Source organism: Xanthocytophaga flava (assembly GCF_030068545.1).
Classification (GTDB): Bacteria; Bacteroidota; Bacteroidia; order Cytophagales; family 172606-1; genus Xanthocytophaga; species Xanthocytophaga flava.
The window spans coordinates 1-18,538 of sequence record NZ_JASJOR010000063.1; the positions used below are offsets into that span (position 1 = coordinate 1).

Annotated in this window: 13 protein-coding genes and 2 CRISPR repeat arrays; of the genes, 11 read left to right on the forward strand and 2 right to left on the reverse strand. The window is 37.8% G+C overall.

Annotated features, from left to right (window positions below; translation table 11 throughout):
- From QNI15_RS39060 to QNI15_RS38460, 8 genes are all read left to right on the forward strand, one after another.
- Positions 1-126 (forward strand): integrase core domain-containing protein (locus QNI15_RS39060; protein WP_390902244.1); only part of this gene is annotated, 126 nt, incomplete at its 5' end.
- A 42-nt stretch (positions 127-168) separates the two neighbouring features.
- A CRISPR array of direct repeats spans positions 169-2,052; the repeat unit is 30 nt; unit sequence GTTTCAATTCCTATATGGTACAATTAAAGG.
- Between the two features lie 459 nt (positions 2,053-2,511).
- Complete coding sequence (locus tag QNI15_RS38430) at positions 2,512-3,456, forward strand: helix-turn-helix transcriptional regulator (RefSeq protein ID WP_314037467.1); 945 nt, start codon at positions 2,512-2,514, stop codon at positions 3,454-3,456.
- 98 nt (positions 3,457-3,554) lie between these two features.
- Positions 3,555-4,334, forward strand: a complete 780-nt coding sequence (cas6, locus tag QNI15_RS38435) for a CRISPR-associated endoribonuclease Cas6 (RefSeq protein WP_314037469.1) — start codon at positions 3,555-3,557, stop codon at positions 4,332-4,334.
- 371 nt (positions 4,335-4,705) lie between these two features.
- The gene (locus QNI15_RS38440) at positions 4,706-6,580 is read left to right on the forward strand and encodes a hypothetical protein (protein WP_314037471.1); all 1,875 of its coding nucleotides are present in this window, start codon (positions 4,706-4,708) and stop codon (positions 6,578-6,580) included.
- Between the two features lie 15 nt (positions 6,581-6,595).
- Positions 6,596-7,528: a type I CRISPR-associated protein Cas7 gene (locus QNI15_RS38445; RefSeq protein WP_314037473.1), complete on the forward strand. Its 933-nt coding sequence runs from the start codon at positions 6,596-6,598 to the stop codon at positions 7,526-7,528.
- A gap of 3 nt (positions 7,529-7,531) precedes the next feature.
- Positions 7,532-8,332 carry a CRISPR-associated protein Cas5 gene (cas5, locus tag QNI15_RS38450; protein ID WP_314037475.1) on the forward strand — a complete coding sequence of 267 codons (801 nt, stop codon included), beginning with the start codon at positions 7,532-7,534 and terminating at the stop codon, positions 8,330-8,332.
- Positions 8,316-11,102 carry a CRISPR-associated helicase Cas3' gene (gene cas3 / locus QNI15_RS38455; protein ID WP_314037477.1) on the forward strand — a complete coding sequence of 929 codons (2,787 nt, stop codon included), beginning with the start codon at positions 8,316-8,318 and terminating at the stop codon, positions 11,100-11,102. The genes cas5 and cas3 overlap by 17 nt, the downstream gene beginning before the upstream one ends.
- A gap of 5 nt (positions 11,103-11,107) precedes the next feature.
- Positions 11,108-11,620, forward strand: coding sequence for a CRISPR-associated protein Cas4 (locus QNI15_RS38460; RefSeq protein WP_314037479.1), 513 nt, complete (start codon positions 11,108-11,110; stop codon positions 11,618-11,620).
- Here QNI15_RS38460 and QNI15_RS38465 read toward each other — a convergent pair.
- Positions 11,599-11,850, reverse strand: coding sequence for a hypothetical protein (locus tag QNI15_RS38465; RefSeq protein ID WP_313988662.1), 252 nt, complete (start codon positions 11,848-11,850; stop codon positions 11,599-11,601). The two genes, QNI15_RS38460 and QNI15_RS38465, sit on opposite strands and share 22 nt — an antisense overlap.
- 531 nt (positions 11,851-12,381) lie before the next feature.
- Here QNI15_RS38465 and cas1b point away from each other — a divergent pair.
- The 3 genes from cas1b (at position 12,382) to QNI15_RS38480 (ending at position 17,951) form a co-directional block, all read left to right on the forward strand.
- Positions 12,382-13,386, forward strand: a complete 1,005-nt coding sequence (gene cas1b, locus QNI15_RS38470) for a type I-B CRISPR-associated endonuclease Cas1b (RefSeq protein WP_314037481.1) — start codon at positions 12,382-12,384, stop codon at positions 13,384-13,386.
- A gap of 4 nt (positions 13,387-13,390) precedes the next feature.
- Positions 13,391-13,654: a CRISPR-associated endonuclease Cas2 gene (gene cas2, locus QNI15_RS38475; RefSeq protein ID WP_314002075.1), complete on the forward strand. Its 264-nt coding sequence runs from the start codon at positions 13,391-13,393 to the stop codon at positions 13,652-13,654.
- A gap of 212 nt (positions 13,655-13,866) precedes the next feature.
- Positions 13,867-17,266: direct repeats of the CRISPR family, unit length 30 nt; unit sequence ATCTTAATTGTACCAGTAAGGAATTGAAAT.
- Positions 17,267-17,483: 217 nt separating this feature from the next.
- Positions 17,484-17,951 (forward strand): hypothetical protein, encoded by a 468-nt coding sequence (locus QNI15_RS38480; RefSeq protein ID WP_314005333.1) that lies wholly within the window; start codon positions 17,484-17,486, stop codon positions 17,949-17,951.
- Between the two features lie 232 nt (positions 17,952-18,183).
- On the opposite strand, the gene QNI15_RS38485 is transcribed toward QNI15_RS38480, so the two are convergent.
- A partial coding sequence (locus QNI15_RS38485; RefSeq protein ID WP_390902243.1) for an ABC transporter permease occupies positions 18,184-18,538 on the reverse strand: 355 nt, incomplete at its 5' end.

Genomic DNA, 18,538 nt, shown 5'->3' on the forward strand with positions numbered 1-18,538 from the left:
GCTTGGCGGCTGGAATACAACCAGTTCCGACCTCACAGTTCTCTGAAAGGACTTACACCCTGTCAGATGGACGAGCAATCGCAACTGTTCACTACCGCCGATTTTTCCATTTCTGCTCGGTCTTAAATTTGGGAGGAGATCAGTTAGCTTTAGCGCTAATGATACCGAGTTTCAATTCCTATATGGTACAATTAAAGGTTTTATCGTTTTACCGTTAAAACATTAAAATAATGAGGTTTCAATTCCTATATGGTACAATTAAAGGCATTAAATCTATTTCAGCACAAGCTTTTAGAAATTGTGTTTCAATTCCTATATGGTACAATTAAAGGTAGGTGGTGTTAGTAATTCGAATACTTCTTTTTCTGGTTTCAATTCCTATATGGTACAATTAAAGGGAACCGTGAACAAAATCACATCTGCCCTTTGCAGATGTTTCAATTCCTATATGGTACAATTAAAGGGAATCTTGACCACTTCTACAAGCATAAAGAAATGGCGTTTCAATTCCTATATGGTACAATTAAAGGGTAGGCTTACCTCTTGTTCCAGGTTCACTTACTTCGTTTCAATTCCTATATGGTACAATTAAAGGAACAGCGTTGTATGCTGCTAAGTATCTAAAGATGCGTTTCAATTCCTATATGGTACAATTAAAGGATTAAGCCATTGTGCATAGGTTGACACTATTACACCGTTTCAATTCCTATATGGTACAATTAAAGGATGTATACCAAAAAAAGGTTGTATCATGCCAATCTCGTTTCAATTCCTATATGGTACAATTAAAGGCAAAATCAATTACCCATACCCACTCGTTAGCATCCCAGTTTCAATTCCTATATGGTACAATTAAAGGAATGGGTATCCTGCGGTTAGATTCAATGCCCAATACAGTTTCAATTCCTATATGGTACAATTAAAGGCTCATCAGATGGTTTTGTTCCTAGCAATTCCTCAATGTTTCAATTCCTATATGGTACAATTAAAGGCTCATCAGATGGTTTTGTTCCTAGCAATTCCTCAATGTTTCAATTCCTATATGGTACAATTAAAGGTCTTTCTCCTCCTCAATAGATTCTACATCTGATTCCGTTTCAATTCCTATATGGTACAATTAAAGGGAAGAAGCGACCAAAGCAACCTCCAGACTTAGAGAGTTTCAATTCCTATATGGTACAATTAAAGGTCTGTCGAATCCTGAATTTAATTCTAGTCAGGTGGGTTTCAATTCCTATATGGTACAATTAAAGGACGTTGCAGTATTTCAGCAGTCATTCCATTGTCGGACGTTTCAATTCCTATATGGTACAATTAAAGGGTTTTCCAGATCAAAGGTAGCGTCCCGGTCATAAGATGTTTCAATTCCTATATGGTACAATTAAAGGAAAGTGGAGTCATGGGAGCATTGCGATACAGACTGGGTTTCAATTCCTATATGGTACAATTAAAGGTGGTATGGAAATGTGGTTCGGTGTAGAAATATATGTGTTTCAATTCCTATATGGTACAATTAAAGGCATTTCGAAAGGCTATTACTGTCTGTCCTGCTCCTTGTTTCAATTCCTATATGGTACAATTAAAGGTCTTCCAGTGTCGGACTGATACTGGATTCATTTTTTGTTTCAATTCCTATATGGTACAATTAAAGGCACTTTCGATTGCAGAGACTTTGTATTCAAACCTCAGTTTCAATTCCTATATGGTACAATTAAAGGAAATTCAGCTTTGGCAGCCTCAGAAGATCCCATCACGTTTCAATTCCTATATGGTACAATTAAAGGTGGGATAATGTAAATCATGGTAATCAATAAAGTAATGTTTCAATTCCTATATGGTACAATTAAAGGTTCTCTCCTGATCCTGTGCTTCTTTGGATAGTCTGGGTTTCAATTCCTATATGGTACAATTAAAGGCAAACATTCAAAGACGATACAGGTCAAAAGCTCGAAAGTAGTTTCAATTCCTATATGGTACAATTAAAGGAAAGGATGCATGATGGTACAAAAAAATACACTATCAGTTTCAATTCCTATATGGTACAATTAAAGGCCGTTAGAAACGGGACTAAAAATAGCGTTTTTAGAATGAAAACGCAGCTTTTGTAATTTATTTTTTCGTAAAAAGTCGTCGATGTGTAATAACAGGATTTACCCAAGGGTTCGACGACTTGTTGACTATCAACAGATTAAATTAATAAATAGCACATTAGACTGCTTTCTGGCTTGAATCAATATAGACTTTTTTGCCGGTCGACGACATTACCCAAAACTTTCTCCACATTTTTAACTCTTCGGTCTCCTATTCAAAGGCAGGTAAGAAAGTAGTAAGACGATCTTTCTGAGTAAAGTTCTGTAATTACTCATTCATAATAAACTGAAAATATAAAATCTTACAGAACTACTAGTAAAAAAGGGTAAAAATACCCTTTTAACAAAGTAGATCTATATGTTATTTAACGCTAGTTAGTAAAATGTAACCTGGATACACTTTCCATTACTATTCACTCGTATGAAAAAATCGCTTATTCTACGTCGCCAGCTTCGTCTTATAGGTATGGTGGAGAAACCCTATACGTACCCTTCTCAAAAAACTATAGAAGATCGACTCAGAGACTATGGTATTGACGCAGTAGCTGAACGAACGTTAGAATGGGATAGAAAACATCTGCGGGAAGAATATGGGATACACGTCCGGTATGATACTAAACGAAAAGGGTACTACCTGGATATTCCCCTAGACGAAGATGTCAGCGAATTTCCCAAATTTGTAAACCTGCTGGAACGGCGCGAACGATTGGAGTTTCTTTCTGAGTCGATTGGAGGCAAGCACTCTGCCTCACGTTATCTGCAACTGGAAGGGAATAGTCAGTTTTCAGGATTGGAGTTGCTATCGGATATATGGAACGCCATGCTCGCCAGTCGGGTGATTCAGTTTACGTACCGTCCTTATACCAGTGACGAGACAAAAGAGCGGATTGTCGAACCGGGTCTATTGTTTGAGTACCGAAACAGATGGTATCTGGCGGCCTATTGTCATACAGCACAGAGCCTGCGCACGTTTGGATTGGACCGTATGCGTAAACTTATGGTTACAGATCAGACCTTTACTACCAATCGGGCAGATCAATGCCGCAATTACCGCAATCATGTTATTGGCGTGACGACTCCATCGGATGAAGAAGAGAAGGAGGTGCTACTACGATTTACAGCTCAGGAAGGAAAATATGTCAAGTCTCTTCCAATGCATTCTTCACAGCAAATTGTAGAAGATACTCCTACTCACCTGATCATTAAACTCACCGTAACGCCCAATCATGAACTGGAGCGGGAAATTCTAGCCTATGGTGAAGAGGTTGAGGTATTAGCGCCGGATTCACTGCGGGAAAAGATAAAATCCCGCCTGCAAAAAGCCATTGCGAAGTATGCTGTAATGACTATCAATGAAAAAATATAAAAAACTTTTTTACTCCGCAACGTTTTGGCGGGATGCCTCCACAACTTTGTGATCAACAAACGCATAAAAGCACTTCTAACGAACTTCTGATCTGACCTATGCGACTGAAACTAACCTTACAAAAAACCGGAAGCCAATCGACATTGCCGATTAACTATGCCTATCCCTTGTCGTCATGGATATACAAAGTGATAGGCAAAGCGGATGAGACATATGCTGACTTTCTGCATAATAGTGGCTATTCTGCTGGGCAAAAGCGGTTCAAGTTCTTTACCTTCTCCGCTTTGCAGATCCCTCGTTTCGATATCCGGAAAGGAAGTGACCGCATTGCGGTACTTTCAGACGAAGTAGGTCTTATGGTGTCTTTTTACACCGATAAGGCAGCGGAAAACTTTGTGATGGGCCTGTTTGCCGAACAGGAGTTTCGGTTGGGAGATAGAATCTCGCAGGTAGATTTTCGGGTAAAGCAGGTCGAAAGTCTGGCCTGGCAGATACCGTCCGAAACAGTGCACCTGCGAACGTTGTCACCGCTGGTAGTAAGCCGTAAAAACGACCGCGGACATGACGACTATTACTCACCACTTCAGGAAGGCTATCAGGAACTGCTGTTTACCAACTTGCTCGATAAGTACATTGCCAGTGGACAGTCTTTACAAGCCAGTTGGGCGAATGCACCTATGGAGTTTCGCTTGCTGAGTGCAGAACCCAAAGCCCGGCTGATAACATTGAAAGACCATTCACCAGAAGCGACCAAGATAAAAGGCTACCTGTTTGACTTCGAACTAACCGCTCCTCGCAAACTACTGGAAATCGGCCTACTCGGAGGATTTGGCAGGTATAATGCGGAGGGATTTGGGTGTTGTGAGGTGAAGGGATAAGTGACTAATTATTATCTGGTTCTTCTGCAAAACAGGAATCATAAACTTATCAATCTCTTCTGACCGTTCAGGGGAAATACTGGCCTTCTCCTTGGGAAGGCTTCTATCATCAAATGCAGAAGAAGGATTATACATAGCTCAAATTTAATGTTTTTTTTTTCGAAGTTTAAAAATAAGCTTTTGAATATGAGGCATTAACACCTGTTCTATTTCTTCTGCCCTTTCTACAGAAAGAGTATTGACGGGTAATATTCTATCATCAAAGATGATTGATTTAGGGATGTTTTTCCTTTTCATAGATACCCTCAAAAATAATTAAGATTAGTAAAAGCAATATAGGATTTCTTTCCAATAAATGAAGATATATCTCTATGATAAAAGAAATATCAAACTTTGTCGAGTCATTAGACCCAGAATTTAAGACACTAGGAATGAAGCCTAAAGAGGGTTTACATATCCTTTTGAGAATTCAAAGTGATGGTGAAACCTCATTTATAGATCAAAACTCGCTTGTAAGTTGGGGATATACCAGAAAGAAAAACCAAAGTCAAGAAGATGTTATCTTTCTTCAACGCTGTGCAAGTCTATCTCAAGCATCCTGGTGTGTTAATACCAATAAATGTTTTGATTTACCATTAAAGGCTATTCATTCCTGCTCTCCTTACTGTCTGGCCTTAAAACGTGAGAATCTGATTAATGGTGAAAAATATAGTACGAATGCAAGAGATAAGAAGCCACAGATTTATGATAGGATCTCTACTTATTTTGCCAAAACATTTGACTTACTTAATTCAGAAGAAGACAAACAAAGAGTAGAGATTTTTAAGTATGCTTTAAACTCACAGGAAAAATTGCATACATGGCTTAATCTAATTCCTGTTTTCGAGGAGATTAAAGATGCTGAATATGTTATTTTCTACTTGGATGAACCATTTGAAAAATATCAGAATGCCAATGCGAAGTACCTGGGAGATAAGTTATTTAATACCAATGACTATAATCAGGTATCCAATACAATCACATATGGCACCAGTGATTTTTTCAATGGATTTCCAACCAAGAAACCTTTTCTTACTCATCAAACTGCCACATTTGATATATCCGGACGTATTGCCGCCCAAGAGGCAAAAGCATTATATGAGTTTCTTGATATAATTGGACGAGGGATCTTGCCTAAGCCTTTACCCATTTTTATCTACAATGAAGAGCTTCAAGGAGATGCAATCGCATTATTCAAAACAGGGGCAGAAGAGGGAAAGAAGATAGGATATCAAACCATTATAGAATCTCTTTACAAGAGTCATAAAGAAAATTTCGGAAATTATTACTTACTGTTTTATCAAGCAGGAGAGATTAAAGACTTTGATTTCGTATCAAAGTTTGAATATGAATTAAGGGATAAAGAAGGTAACGCATGGGAAATAAAAGATCTGTTTGATATCAACTATACCCGGTCTATTACTAATGTCTTTGAACTTCAGTATGCCGTTCTAGTCCCCATTTTTAACAATGCACTAGTTTCAAAGACAAAGGCTGGTGACTTTCAGTTTAAATATTTTGATGATGTAGATGCAAAGTATTGTAAGTCAGACAACACTTACTTGTTAGTTGTTACCTATCGCAAAGCCTTTTACGACTTTATCTATAAGTCTAAACGTCAGGCTATTTCTCAATCTGTATTTGATCATATTCTACAAACAGGTATTCTGGATGATATGAGGCTGGATGAATTCAAGAATAACCAACATTCGCAGAATGGGAGTATTCGAAGGAAACTTAATATCTGGTTTAGTCTTTCAGAAAAATTTAATCAATATCATAAATCCACTGATACAATGGGAAATAACCTGCAAACTCATCGTGAGTTTATCAAAAAGCTGGCAAAAGGTGAAGCTAATATTCAAACAGATGATCAGTACGCATTCACCGTAGGTCAGGTGATCTATTACTTACTTAGCAAAAGTAAAACGGCAGACCGTAGCTATAAAAGGTTAGAGCCATTTCTACAACAAGTACATGCCAAAGAACTCAATAAAGCTATTGCACGCTTGTTTGACACATACAAACATGAAGAGTTCTCATCTAACTTCCGTATTCCATTTGCAGAAGTAATGGATTATGAGACAAAAGCAAATATGAGGGATTTCATGCCCATTACATTGGCAGGTATCTTCTCAAAAAATGCATTATTCAGCAACAAAGAAGAACAAGAAGTTGAAACACAAATTCAAGAATCTGAAGAATAAACCCTTAAATACACCATGACTAACTCATTTAACTCTCGGGTATTTGGCTGTGTTATTATCAAAGCCATCAATGCTAACTACAATGCAGACTTTACACATCAACCTCGTACACTTCCAGATGGAACAGTGTATGCAACAGATAAAGCCCTCAAATACTCAGTACGTAATTATTTAGCCAAGCATTATCCAGATCAAAAAATATTCTATTTCAAGAGTCTTAATGAGGAAATGCAACCCAGAGATTTAGACCAAACCTATGTCAAATTCTTTGGTGAGTTTCCTAAAACAGACAAGAAAGAGGCAATAAAAGCCAGAAAAACTATTCTGAGTAATCTACTACGTTGTATTGATGTCAGATTGTTTGGAGGCACGTTTGCAAGTTCAGGAGCAAATTTATCATTACATGGCACTGTACAGTTCACCCATGGTGTAAATCGGTTTGTAGAAGGCATTATTTACTCTGAGCAAATTTCTTCTCCCTTTCGAAATTCAAATGAAAAGAGTGCCGACTCTATGCAAACCACGCTAGGTACACAGTTCAAGCTAAGAGAAGGACATTATGTACATCACTTATCTGTTAATCCACGAAATCTTGAAGAAATGAATAAGGCAGCTGAAAGCGATGGCCTTTCTGCTGAAGATATCGCCAAGCTAAAAGAAGCACTTCGTTATGGTGCCACATTTTATGACTCCTCGTCTAAAGCTGGTGTTGAAAATGAACTTCTGTTTTGGGTACAATTAAAAGAAGGTTCAAAGCTTGTATTGCCATCCTTTGTTGAGTTAGTAGACATAAATGCAGATCGGCAAATTGACTTTAGTAGAGTAAAAGCAATCTTATCTCGGGCGAATGTCAAAGCAGAGATAGAAAAAATAGAAATTTACTACGATAAGGCAATAACAAAAGTGATCAATCTTCCCGAAGAGGTAGTCGAACATGAACTAAGCTAACGTATGGAAGAAGAAAAACTAGTTTCATTTGATCTGAAAGCAAATTTTGGTTTTTTAAAAAAGCCTGACTATAACGATGGGCTATTGCTTTCCTACAATATGCTGCATAAACCTGCTTTATTAGGCATACTGGGAGCTATTCTGGGACTTTCTGGTTATCAGCAGAAAGGAATATTTCCAGAGTATTATGAAAAACTTAAAGACCTGCCTATTGGAATCGAACCGTTGAATCATGAGAAAGGAAATTTTCAGAAGACTTCAGTAAAATATTCCAATACAGTAGGATATGCAAATTCGGACGGCAATCTTCTGATTGAAGAGACAATGCTCATCCATCCAGCCTATCGTTGTTATCTGCTCTTGTCTATGAGTAACTCAGATCATGCAAAACTGTATGACTATTTGAAAGAAGGAAAAGCAGAGTATATTCCCTATATGGGCAAAAATGAATTCCAGATTTGGTGGATAGACGAATCAACAGGTGAGAATACGTTTCAGGAATATAACTTCAATTCTGGCAGCTCTTCTAATACTACTCTTCCTATACTCACATTCTTTCGTAAAACGATCAATGTGAGAGAAAATACAGAAGACGACTCTATGGCTAACTATAATCCTTTTGAGTTTGTATTCAGCCCTGAGACATTTATGTATTTTGAACGCTTACCTATACGATTCGACGCGGAGTTGAGGCAATATAAGCTTGAAGATTACGCCTATTCGAACATGCATCTAAAAGCAGGTGTACAATTGCCGCATATCTATTACTTATCATCAAAAGAAGCTTATGTCCAGCTCATTTAAGACAGTTTCTGAGATACAGGCAGCCATTCCTCCTTTAAGCAAATGGCTGCCTACTGTAGGAAATTATCTGGCACATACTCACAAAGGGAAAATGTCAGAGCCCTTTGAAGAACATGTTCTACTAGTAAACGAGTATTTCAACACATTGTGTGAGGTTCATAAACTAGACCTGGTAATAGACAGGCTTATTAACGGACAAATCAAAGATAATTTTAAGCCTGAAACTCATGTTCTGGTTGGTAATCTTATCAAGCAGTATTTTGTAAGTGCTATTCATTTCCATGATTTTGGAAAGGTAAACGAAAATTTCCAGGCTGATCCAAAAAAAATGAATAATCCATTATTCAAACTTATTGCAGATCATCCTATTGGTACATCACATTCAGCTTTGGGAGCCTATTTGTTTATATTAAAACATGTCCAGGATAACTGGAAAACATCAGGACTTAGCAAAGAAGACTTATCAAAACTAGATTTGTTTGTCCTGTTATTCTCCTATCCTATCTTCAAGCATCATGCCCCTTTTCTGGCAGATCCAATTGATGGAGACATTAAGTTTGGAGATGAGGCCAAAGTAATGAAAAACTATATTGCTTTATACCATTTTGTAATAGATAATGGCTTAGTAGAAAACCTTCCTAAAAACTTAAAAAAAGTATATTTTGAACGGTTTGATAAGATTTTGAAGAAAGTAGACTTTCCACTATTTGCATTGATTAAACTTAATTTTTCTTTACTTACTGCTTCAGACTATCTGGCTACTCATGAGTATATGAGTGATGCACCAACTACTGATTTTGGAATCTTTAGTGATACGACAAGAATCAAGAACATTACTAGCCATTTTCGAAACTTTAAACACAACAAGCAGACTTTTACTGATCTAGGCAATTTTCAGTTCAAACATCCTGTAGAAATTTCCAATGAAAATCTAAATAGTTTACGCCAGGAAATGGCGGTGGAAGTTATCCAGTCTATTCGAAACAATGCCCATAAAAGTCTCTTTTACATAGAGGCACCGACAGGAGGAGGAAAGACAAATCTTTCCATGATTACACTGACAGAATTGCTGGAAAATAATTCTGAACTCACTAAGGCCTACTATGTTTTTCCATTTACAACTCTTATTACCCAAACATATAAAGCACTTCAGGAAAGTCTGGGATTAAATAATCAAGAGTTAATAGAACTTCATTCTAAAGCAGGTTTTCATAGTAAGTCCGAAAAAGGAAATCCCGAAGAACAAAAAGATGGCCTTTTTGGTGATGAAAAGAAAGACTTTATTGATAATCTATTTTCGTTATATCCATTAACAGTACTTTCTCATGTTCGTTTTTTTGAGATCTTAAAAACCAACCATAAGGAAACCAATTATCAGCTTCACCGATTAGCTAATTCTGTAATTGTAATCGATGAGTTACAATCGTATAACCCCGCAATCTGGGATAAGATGTTATTCTTCATTAGCCAGTATGCACATTATTTTAACATGAGGTTTGTACTTATGTCTGCTACTTTACCTAAAATCAGTAGTCTACAAATCAACCTTGGAGAAAAACCTGATTTTATCGAATTACTTCCTAATTCAGCTCAATATATCCAGAATCCCAATTTTGCAGAACGGGTGGTTTTCAAATTTGAGTTGTTTGAAGATGAAATTACGCTTGAATCTTTAGCTGATACAGTAATTTCCAAATCTGAGAAATATGCACAGGAAAACAAATCTAAGAGTGTACATACTATTATTGAGTTTATCTATAAAAAATCAGCAGCTGAGTTTTATCAAACACTAGAAACCAAAGAACATCCTTTTGCAGAGATATTTGTATTATCTGGCACTATACTAGAACCACGACGACGTCAGATAATTAATTTTCTGAAACGATCAGAAAACAGAAGCAAGAATATTCTTCTAATTACTACTCAAGTAGTAGAAGCTGGAGTAGATATTGATATGGACTTGGGCTTTAAAAATATTTCACTGATTGATTCAGACGAACAGTTAGCAGGCCGAGTCAATAGAAATGCCACTAAAAGCAGATCAGAAGTCTATTTATTCAAACTGGATGATGCCAAATTATTATATCAGTCAGATTTACGATACAAGGTTACTCGTGAGAGTATATCAGTCAAAGAGTATAAAGATATATTAACAACAAAGGACTTCAAGCAATTGTATCAGTTGGTTTTTAAGAGAAAAGACAACTATAATACTAATAGCGGTTGGTCAGACAACTTTGATAATGGCTTCTTAAAACCGGGTATCGGCAGATTGAATTATCGTGAGACCGATAAAAATTTTAGAATCATAGATCAGCAAAATGAATCTGTCTTTGTTCCAATCAAATTACCTGTATATGTGAAAGGGATTGATGAAAACCAACAAGATCAAATATTTACAAAGGATGATCTGCAATTCCTACAGCTTTTTGAAATAGAGCCTGATGAAAATAATATGATTTGTGGTCATGATGTATGGAAGCTTTATGAGGATCTAATCAAACAAGAAATAGATAAGAGAAGGAAAAAGGCAGGGTTTGATATGAAAGGTAAGATTCAGTTTAAAACACTTCAAAGCATTCTTTCCAAATTCACATTTGCACTAATGACTCATTCAAAAGATCATAAAAGCATATTGGAAGGATTTGGAGAACAAAAATATGGTTTTACTTTCTTTACACATTGGAATGAACAACGTACAGATGGTATACCTTATAGCTACGAATCAGGTTTAAATAGCAGAGCTTTTAGTGATTCTGCATTCATTTGATGCTTATGCAAGTAACTGCGACTCTCATTAACCTATATCATATATGTAAACGGGAAACGTGGCTTCATGCACATGAAGTACGTATGGAGCACACATCAGATACCGTGTATGAAGGCAAGCTGATTGGGGAGACAACCTATCAGCAGCGAGCGGAACGGTATACACAGCTGGAAATGGAAGGGATTAAGATTGACTTTTTTGATGCGAAGGCAAAGGTGATTCATGAAACCAAGAAGTCGGACAAGGCAGAGCAGGCGCATATAGCACAGGTACGGTATTACCAGTATGTACTCGAACGCAACGGCATTGCAGGCACATCGGCTATACTGGAATATCCGAAGCTGCGTAAGACTGAGCTTATCCCTCCCCTCACCCACGCCGACCGACTACAGGTGGCGGAATGGGAAAAGGGCGTACAAGTCCTGATTGAGTCTCGGACCTGTCCGCCTCGTATCAAAAAGTCGCTATGCAAAAGCTGTTCGTATTACGAGTTTTGTTATGTAGCAGAGGCCGAGTAAGCTTCCACTCGTTCAATGTATTGCACATGCAGGTTTCCATCAAACTTTTGGAGCAGTCCATGAAGATCTTTGGTCAGACGGGCCTTCAGGTGTTTGTATTGCCTCAGAGAAAGATTGGTTTCCGATTCGGTTTCGATTTGCAGATTTCCAATCATCTGCTCCGCGTCTGAAATCCGTTCCAGCGTGCGGCAGATCAATTTGATCAGATCGGCTTGATTTGGAGTCACCATAAGCTAATTCAGGATTAAACAGGTTGAAAAATACTGTATCACATCCGGCTTAGACAATCATTGTTTCAGTTGCTGAGTAAACAACCTTTTGGATATTCTGATTGAACCAGCAAGAATCGTATAGTGAAGGTAAAGAAAAAGAATATAGTATGTACTATAAAAATTCATTTTTCTGACTGAGGATAAGGCGGTTAGAGAAAGACTGAGAGCTGGTACAGAATGTCATTTCATGTATTGATACTGTAGGGGTGCACCTGCGTGTTCGTCCGGTTTCCCGCAGACACAACATAACATGGATATCCGAAGGATTTGTCTCTTAAACCCGATCATTTCATATGGAAACTGGGTGCACACATGGGTGCGCCCCTACAGGGTCGGAATATCCCAGGCAGGGTTTGCGGGAACCAGGGCGACCGCCAGTCGCCCCTACAGGGTACAATGCTGGTTTACAAATCCGAACATTCCCTGCACGAATCTGGGCGCACACGCAGGTGCGCCCCTACATTGTTGGGATCTTAAACATATACGCCCATGTCAAAAACCTATTACCTATTCAACCCCGGACGGTTGAGCCGGAAAGACAACACCCTGAAGTTTACTCCTATCGATGCGGATGGCAACGAAGCACCTCCTAAATACATTCCGGTAGAGGATGTCAGCCAGTTTTATGTATTCGGCAATCTGGATGCCAACAGTGCCCTCTTTACCTTTCTGGGCAAACAGAATGTAGCGGTACATTTCTTTGATTACTATGAGCACTATACAGGTTCGTTTATGCCCAAAGACTACCTGCTGGCAGGCAAAATGCAGGTTGAACAAACACGTGCGTACCTGCGCAAATCGGCCCGACTGGAATTAGCCCGTGCTTTTGTAGAAGGGGGAGCTAACAATATGCTGCGTAATCTGCGCTATTACCACAACCGTCAACGTGACCTGGATCTGCCACTAACAGCTATCGAAAATCATATCAGCCAGATTCCGTTGACTACCGATGTGGCGGCCCTGATGGGTACAGAGAGTAACATCCGTCAGAACTACTATGCGGCATTTGACAACATCATCAATGGATTTGAAATGGGCAATCGTACCAAACAGCCTCCTTCCAACGAGGTCAACGCCCTGATCTCATTAGGTAACATGCTCTGTTATACTGCCTGCCTCGACCAGATCTATCACACCCAGCTTAATCCAACCATCAGCTTTTTGCACGAACCGGGTACACGCCGTTATTCGCTGGCACTGGATATTGCAGAGGTGTTTAAACCGATACTGGTAGACAGGCTGGTATTTTCAGTATTAAACAAAAAGCAGCTACAGGCCAAAGATTTTGACATAAACCTGAACCGTTGTATCCTGAAACCACATGCCCGCCAAGCGTTTGTCAAAGCCTGGGATGAAAAGCTTCGCGAAACGATCCAGCACCGCAGTCTGGGACGAAGTGTCAGCTACAAACACCTCATCAAACTGGAATGTTATAAGCTAGCCAAACACATTCTGCGTATTGAGCCTTATAAACCCTTTAAAGCCTGGTGGTAAGCGAATGTATATAGTACTGGTATATGATGTAGGCGAAAAACGGGTGGGTAAAATGCTGAAGTTATGTCGCCAGTATCTGAACTGGATTCAGAACTCAGTGTTTGAAGGTGAGATTAGTGAGGTAAAGTTAAAAGAACTTAAAGCCAAAGCCAGCCTGATTATGGATGAAGATACCGACAGTCTGATTATCTTTAAAAGCCGTGAACAACGCTGGCTGGACAAGGAAGTGATTGGCCTAACGAAAAACGATACGGACCATTTTCTCTAAAAAGTCGTCGACCGGTAGTTTAGGTATGTACAATTAAAGTACTTGCATGCCGCAAAACCCTTACAAATACACATAACACACTCACTATCAACAAGTCGTCGAACCCCTAGGTAAATCGTAGTATTACACATCGACGACTTTTTGCAAAAAAACAAATTACAAAAGCTGCGTTTTTATGCCAAAAACGCTATTTTTAGCTTCGTTTCTAACGGATCTTAATTGTACCAGTAAGGAATTGAAATGAAGGTGTTATACTGGGATGAAGCTTTGCAAATCCAATCTTAATTGTACCAGTAAGGAATTGAAATTGGGAATACATCCAATCCTGATGCTATCTATGGTTTAATCTTAATTGTACCAGTAAGGAATTGAAATGAATCACACACATACTCACAGTGGTGGACATAGTAACATCTTAATTGTACCAGTAAGGAATTGAAATGTCATAAACGCGAAATTTCCCCGATTCACAAACGTAATCTTAATTGTACCAGTAAGGAATTGAAATGAAATTCTGAACGTACCTAATTTCTCAGGTATCCGGATCTTAATTGTACCAGTAAGGAATTGAAATCATACTACTGCCAGGGCAAATATCCGAAAGCTCTCCATCTTAATTGTACCAGTAAGGAATTGAAATTTTGCTTGGCTGCAAGTCTTTTATTTGCGATAAACAATCTTAATTGTACCAGTAAGGAATTGAAATGCAACTTACCCGCAATGAGGTAGCCATAAAGGAACTATCTTAATTGTACCAGTAAGGAATTGAAATTTAAACCATAAATAGCGTCTGGGTTGGAACTATTTCATCTTAATTGTACCAGTAAGGAATTGAAATCTCCAAATTAGCATCCTGGGAAGAAATAGTTACAGGATCTTAATTGTACCAGTAAGGAATTGAAATGGAGAAAGAAGCGGCTGCCATTCTAGGAGATTTTTATCTTAATTGTACCAGTAAGGAATTGAAATTTCGCTCCAACAAACCCGAAGCGGATGCCTTCACCAATCTTAATTGTACCAGTAAGGAATTGAAATGAAGAAGCTAGGGCTTCAGTAAATGATTACCGATATGATCTTAATTGTACCAGTAAGGAATTGAAATGCGTTTTAGTAGACAGTATGTTTACTTCTGTTTCAAATCTTAATTGTACCAGTAAGGAATTGAAATTAGAAGAAACACAGCAAGCCAAATCTTTATTCGTGATCTTAATTGTACCAGTAAGGAATTGAAATTTCTTTTGCAGAGTAGATGAAGAGTTGCTCAAATCAATCTTAATTGTACCAGTAAGGAATTGAAATTAGTAACAAGTTCGACAACTATCAATATCCCTGTCATCTTAATTGTACCAGTAAGGAATTGAAATGGTAGAAGGCTACGAGCCTTACTACGAAGATGCTGTATCTTAATTGTACCAGTAAGGAATTGAAATCTATGAAGGTTTGGAGCCATCTCGCAGAGATATCGGATCTTAATTGTACCAGTAAGGAATTGAAATCCAAGACCACCAAAGAAACCTACTTTTATATTGAGATCTTAATTGTACCAGTAAGGAATTGAAATATTACAGGCAATATAACAGTCGATGAAACAAACGCTATCTTAATTGTACCAGTAAGGAATTGAAATATCGTACGAGCATTTTTACCTATTGCGGTGGCTACGATCTTAATTGTACCAGTAAGGAATTGAAATGAAAGAGATATGGGCATTAGTAGCCAGTAAAGAAAGATCTTAATTGTACCAGTAAGGAATTGAAATGACGGTGTTCTCATCATTAAGTTGCTCAGTTTTTAATCTTAATTGTACCAGTAAGGAATTGAAATTAGGATTAAAGGAAAGCTCTCCAACATACGAGAAAGATCTTAATTGTACCAGTAAGGAATTGAAATTTAAGAAACACCTTCAGGAACTTGAAGCTACTCAGGAATCTTAATTGTACCAGTAAGGAATTGAAATTTGAATGCTCAACCATCCCGCTAATTTGCGAGAATAATCTTAATTGTACCAGTAAGGAATTGAAATCTGCAAATTGTAATGCTGCAACTCATCCCGCACCATAATCTTAATTGTACCAGTAAGGAATTGAAATGAAGATAATGAAGCTTTAAAGGCTATTTTAGATCAATCTTAATTGTACCAGTAAGGAATTGAAATGCCTATTATCAGCGCGCATTAAACATAGGAACACCTATCTTAATTGTACCAGTAAGGAATTGAAATATGTCGGGTAAGTTGTAAGCGGCGCGGGTTCGGTAATCTTAATTGTACCAGTAAGGAATTGAAATACGCCTATAAGCATTACATTTCTCTCAACCCCAAAGTCATCTTAATTGTACCAGTAAGGAATTGAAATACCGACTCCTTGATAGTTGATAGGGGTCTTTTCTTTATCTTAATTGTACCAGTAAGGAATTGAAATGGAGCAGCGGACATACTCGCCTCTGACGCTGAATATATCTTAATTGTACCAGTAAGGAATTGAAATTTAATTCTGTTGTACTAACGGGTGCTACTAACACATGATCTTAATTGTACCAGTAAGGAATTGAAATGTTGTTGCTAAGTGCCAAGGGAATTTCTTTAGCTTTATCTTAATTGTACCAGTAAGGAATTGAAATGATATTATCGCAGCTTATACAGTAGCGATTGACGCAAATCTTAATTGTACCAGTAAGGAATTGAAATTTTCGAGTCCATCTACTGTAAAGGAACTATCTCTTTATCTTAATTGTACCAGTAAGGAATTGAAATATATTGGACTTAAAATCACCTGCTGCTTTGTCTGTATCTTAATTGTACCAGTAAGGAATTGAAATTTCAACGCTAAAACCTTTCTTATCGGCGTACTCCTATCTTAATTGTACCAGTAAGGAATTGAAATACCTTTACCCGTTCGCCTGTGTATAACTTATATTGCACATCTTAATTGTACCAGTAAGGAATTGAAATCTTGGTGCAAAGATCGCAACGTATGCCAGTCAGGCCAATCTTAATTGTACCAGTAAGGAATTGAAATGATAGTAGCCTAATGGATTGGATTCGATAGCATTCCAATCTTAATTGTACCAGTAAGGAATTGAAATTGAACGAGAGAGATACACTACTCGCAGCCTGCAACGAATCTTAATTGTACCAGTAAGGAATTGAAATATCTGAATATTGGGCTGGTATATATGTATGCTTTTATCTTAATTGTACCAGTAAGGAATTGAAATTTCTAAAGCTTCTGTATGGCTCAATTTTTTATCAGTATCTTAATTGTACCAGTAAGGAATTGAAATGATATTATCGCAGCTTATACAGTAGCGATTGACGCAAATCTTAATTGTACCAGTAAGGAATTGAAATTCGCGTAGCCGGGAAGGTTGGTTCTTCTGATCCAGATCTTAATTGTACCAGTAAGGAATTGAAATGTCTTTGTCTCTGTCGATGTACTTGAGAGTAGTCCTTATCTTAATTGTACCAGTAAGGAATTGAAATGGCAGTGGCTGGACTTTGGGGTTGAGAGAAATGTAATCTTAATTGTACCAGTAAGGAATTGAAATGTATATCCCTTATCTGCATACTTGGAATACATTACCATCTTAATTGTACCAGTAAGGAATTGTAGTTATAGCGGCTTGAACTATCAGAGGTTGACCAGTAAGAGATTGCACCTCCTGGATAATTCTTATATATTTCTCCCGGAAATATCGGACCATATACAAATCAAGTAAATCGACAACTGTCTTCTAATGTGCATTGCTTCATCATACAACTATAGCATCAACTATCCTCACAACATCAACCTCAGTATCAAACAATTAAAAACCAAACTAAATATATAGCATGGAATTTATGCTGCTTTCTGCTCTTATGGTACTGTGTTGGGTTCCATCAGCAATATTACTAGTAGCAGGACTACTGAGCTTTAGATTAAAACAAACTAGAAAAGTTCTTTTACGCTTATCAGCAGTAAGTTTTTCTATTCCATTTATACTAATACTAGGAACCAGAGTTAATGCACTATATCAGGAAAAAAGTTTTGAAGGGACTTACTTAGGAAAAGACAGTCATTCAAATCCTGTTATAGTTGAGATAAGTAAAAAAGGACGATTTACTATTTCAATCGAAAATCTTAAACAAGACACGATAAAAGGTAGCTGGCATTATAGTCGTGATTATGATGCATACTTGTTTTCCGCTGAGAATCATAGCGTATCAATTAATGAGAATGGGCAAGGAGAATTAACCTTGAATAGTGATATAAAAACAGATTGTTGCGAAATTGATAATATAACGCTTCAGGAAGAGTAATAACGAGCATAGCGACTCGTATAGGTTTGGTAAAGTACCAGGAAGTGAGAATTTATTTCACTCAAAAACCAAGCAAGGCTCTATTTGTCACAAGATTCTTCCAGAAGGACAACAAAGGGAAAAATCCTTCTAAAAGCATAAAGAGAGCATTCTTTTTACAAGAACAGGAACGATTTCTTTCTTTCCTGCTGAAAGGAAGAAATTTGTTTCTTCTCGAAGAAGGTTATCTTTCTTACTCACTACGCAGGGAGTGTACAGGGTTTACCAGTGCAGCTCTAATGCTCTGAAGGCTGATGGTGAGTAGAGCAATTACGATAGCCACCCCTCCTACTATACCAAACATCCACCACTCAATTTTGATCCGGTAGGCGAAGTTTTGTAGCCATTGGTTCATGACATACCAGGCTATGGGAGAGGCAACGCCAATGCCTATGCCTACCAGCTTAAGCAGGTCTTTGGAGGTATGCGCCCGACCAAGTACATATTGAAATGCGGTAAAATAGGTTTTAGCTTTGAAACATGAATAGTTTAGAAGCCAAACGAGAAAAAATGCTGTCGCTGGTAGAAGCCTGGCGAAGTAGTGGTCA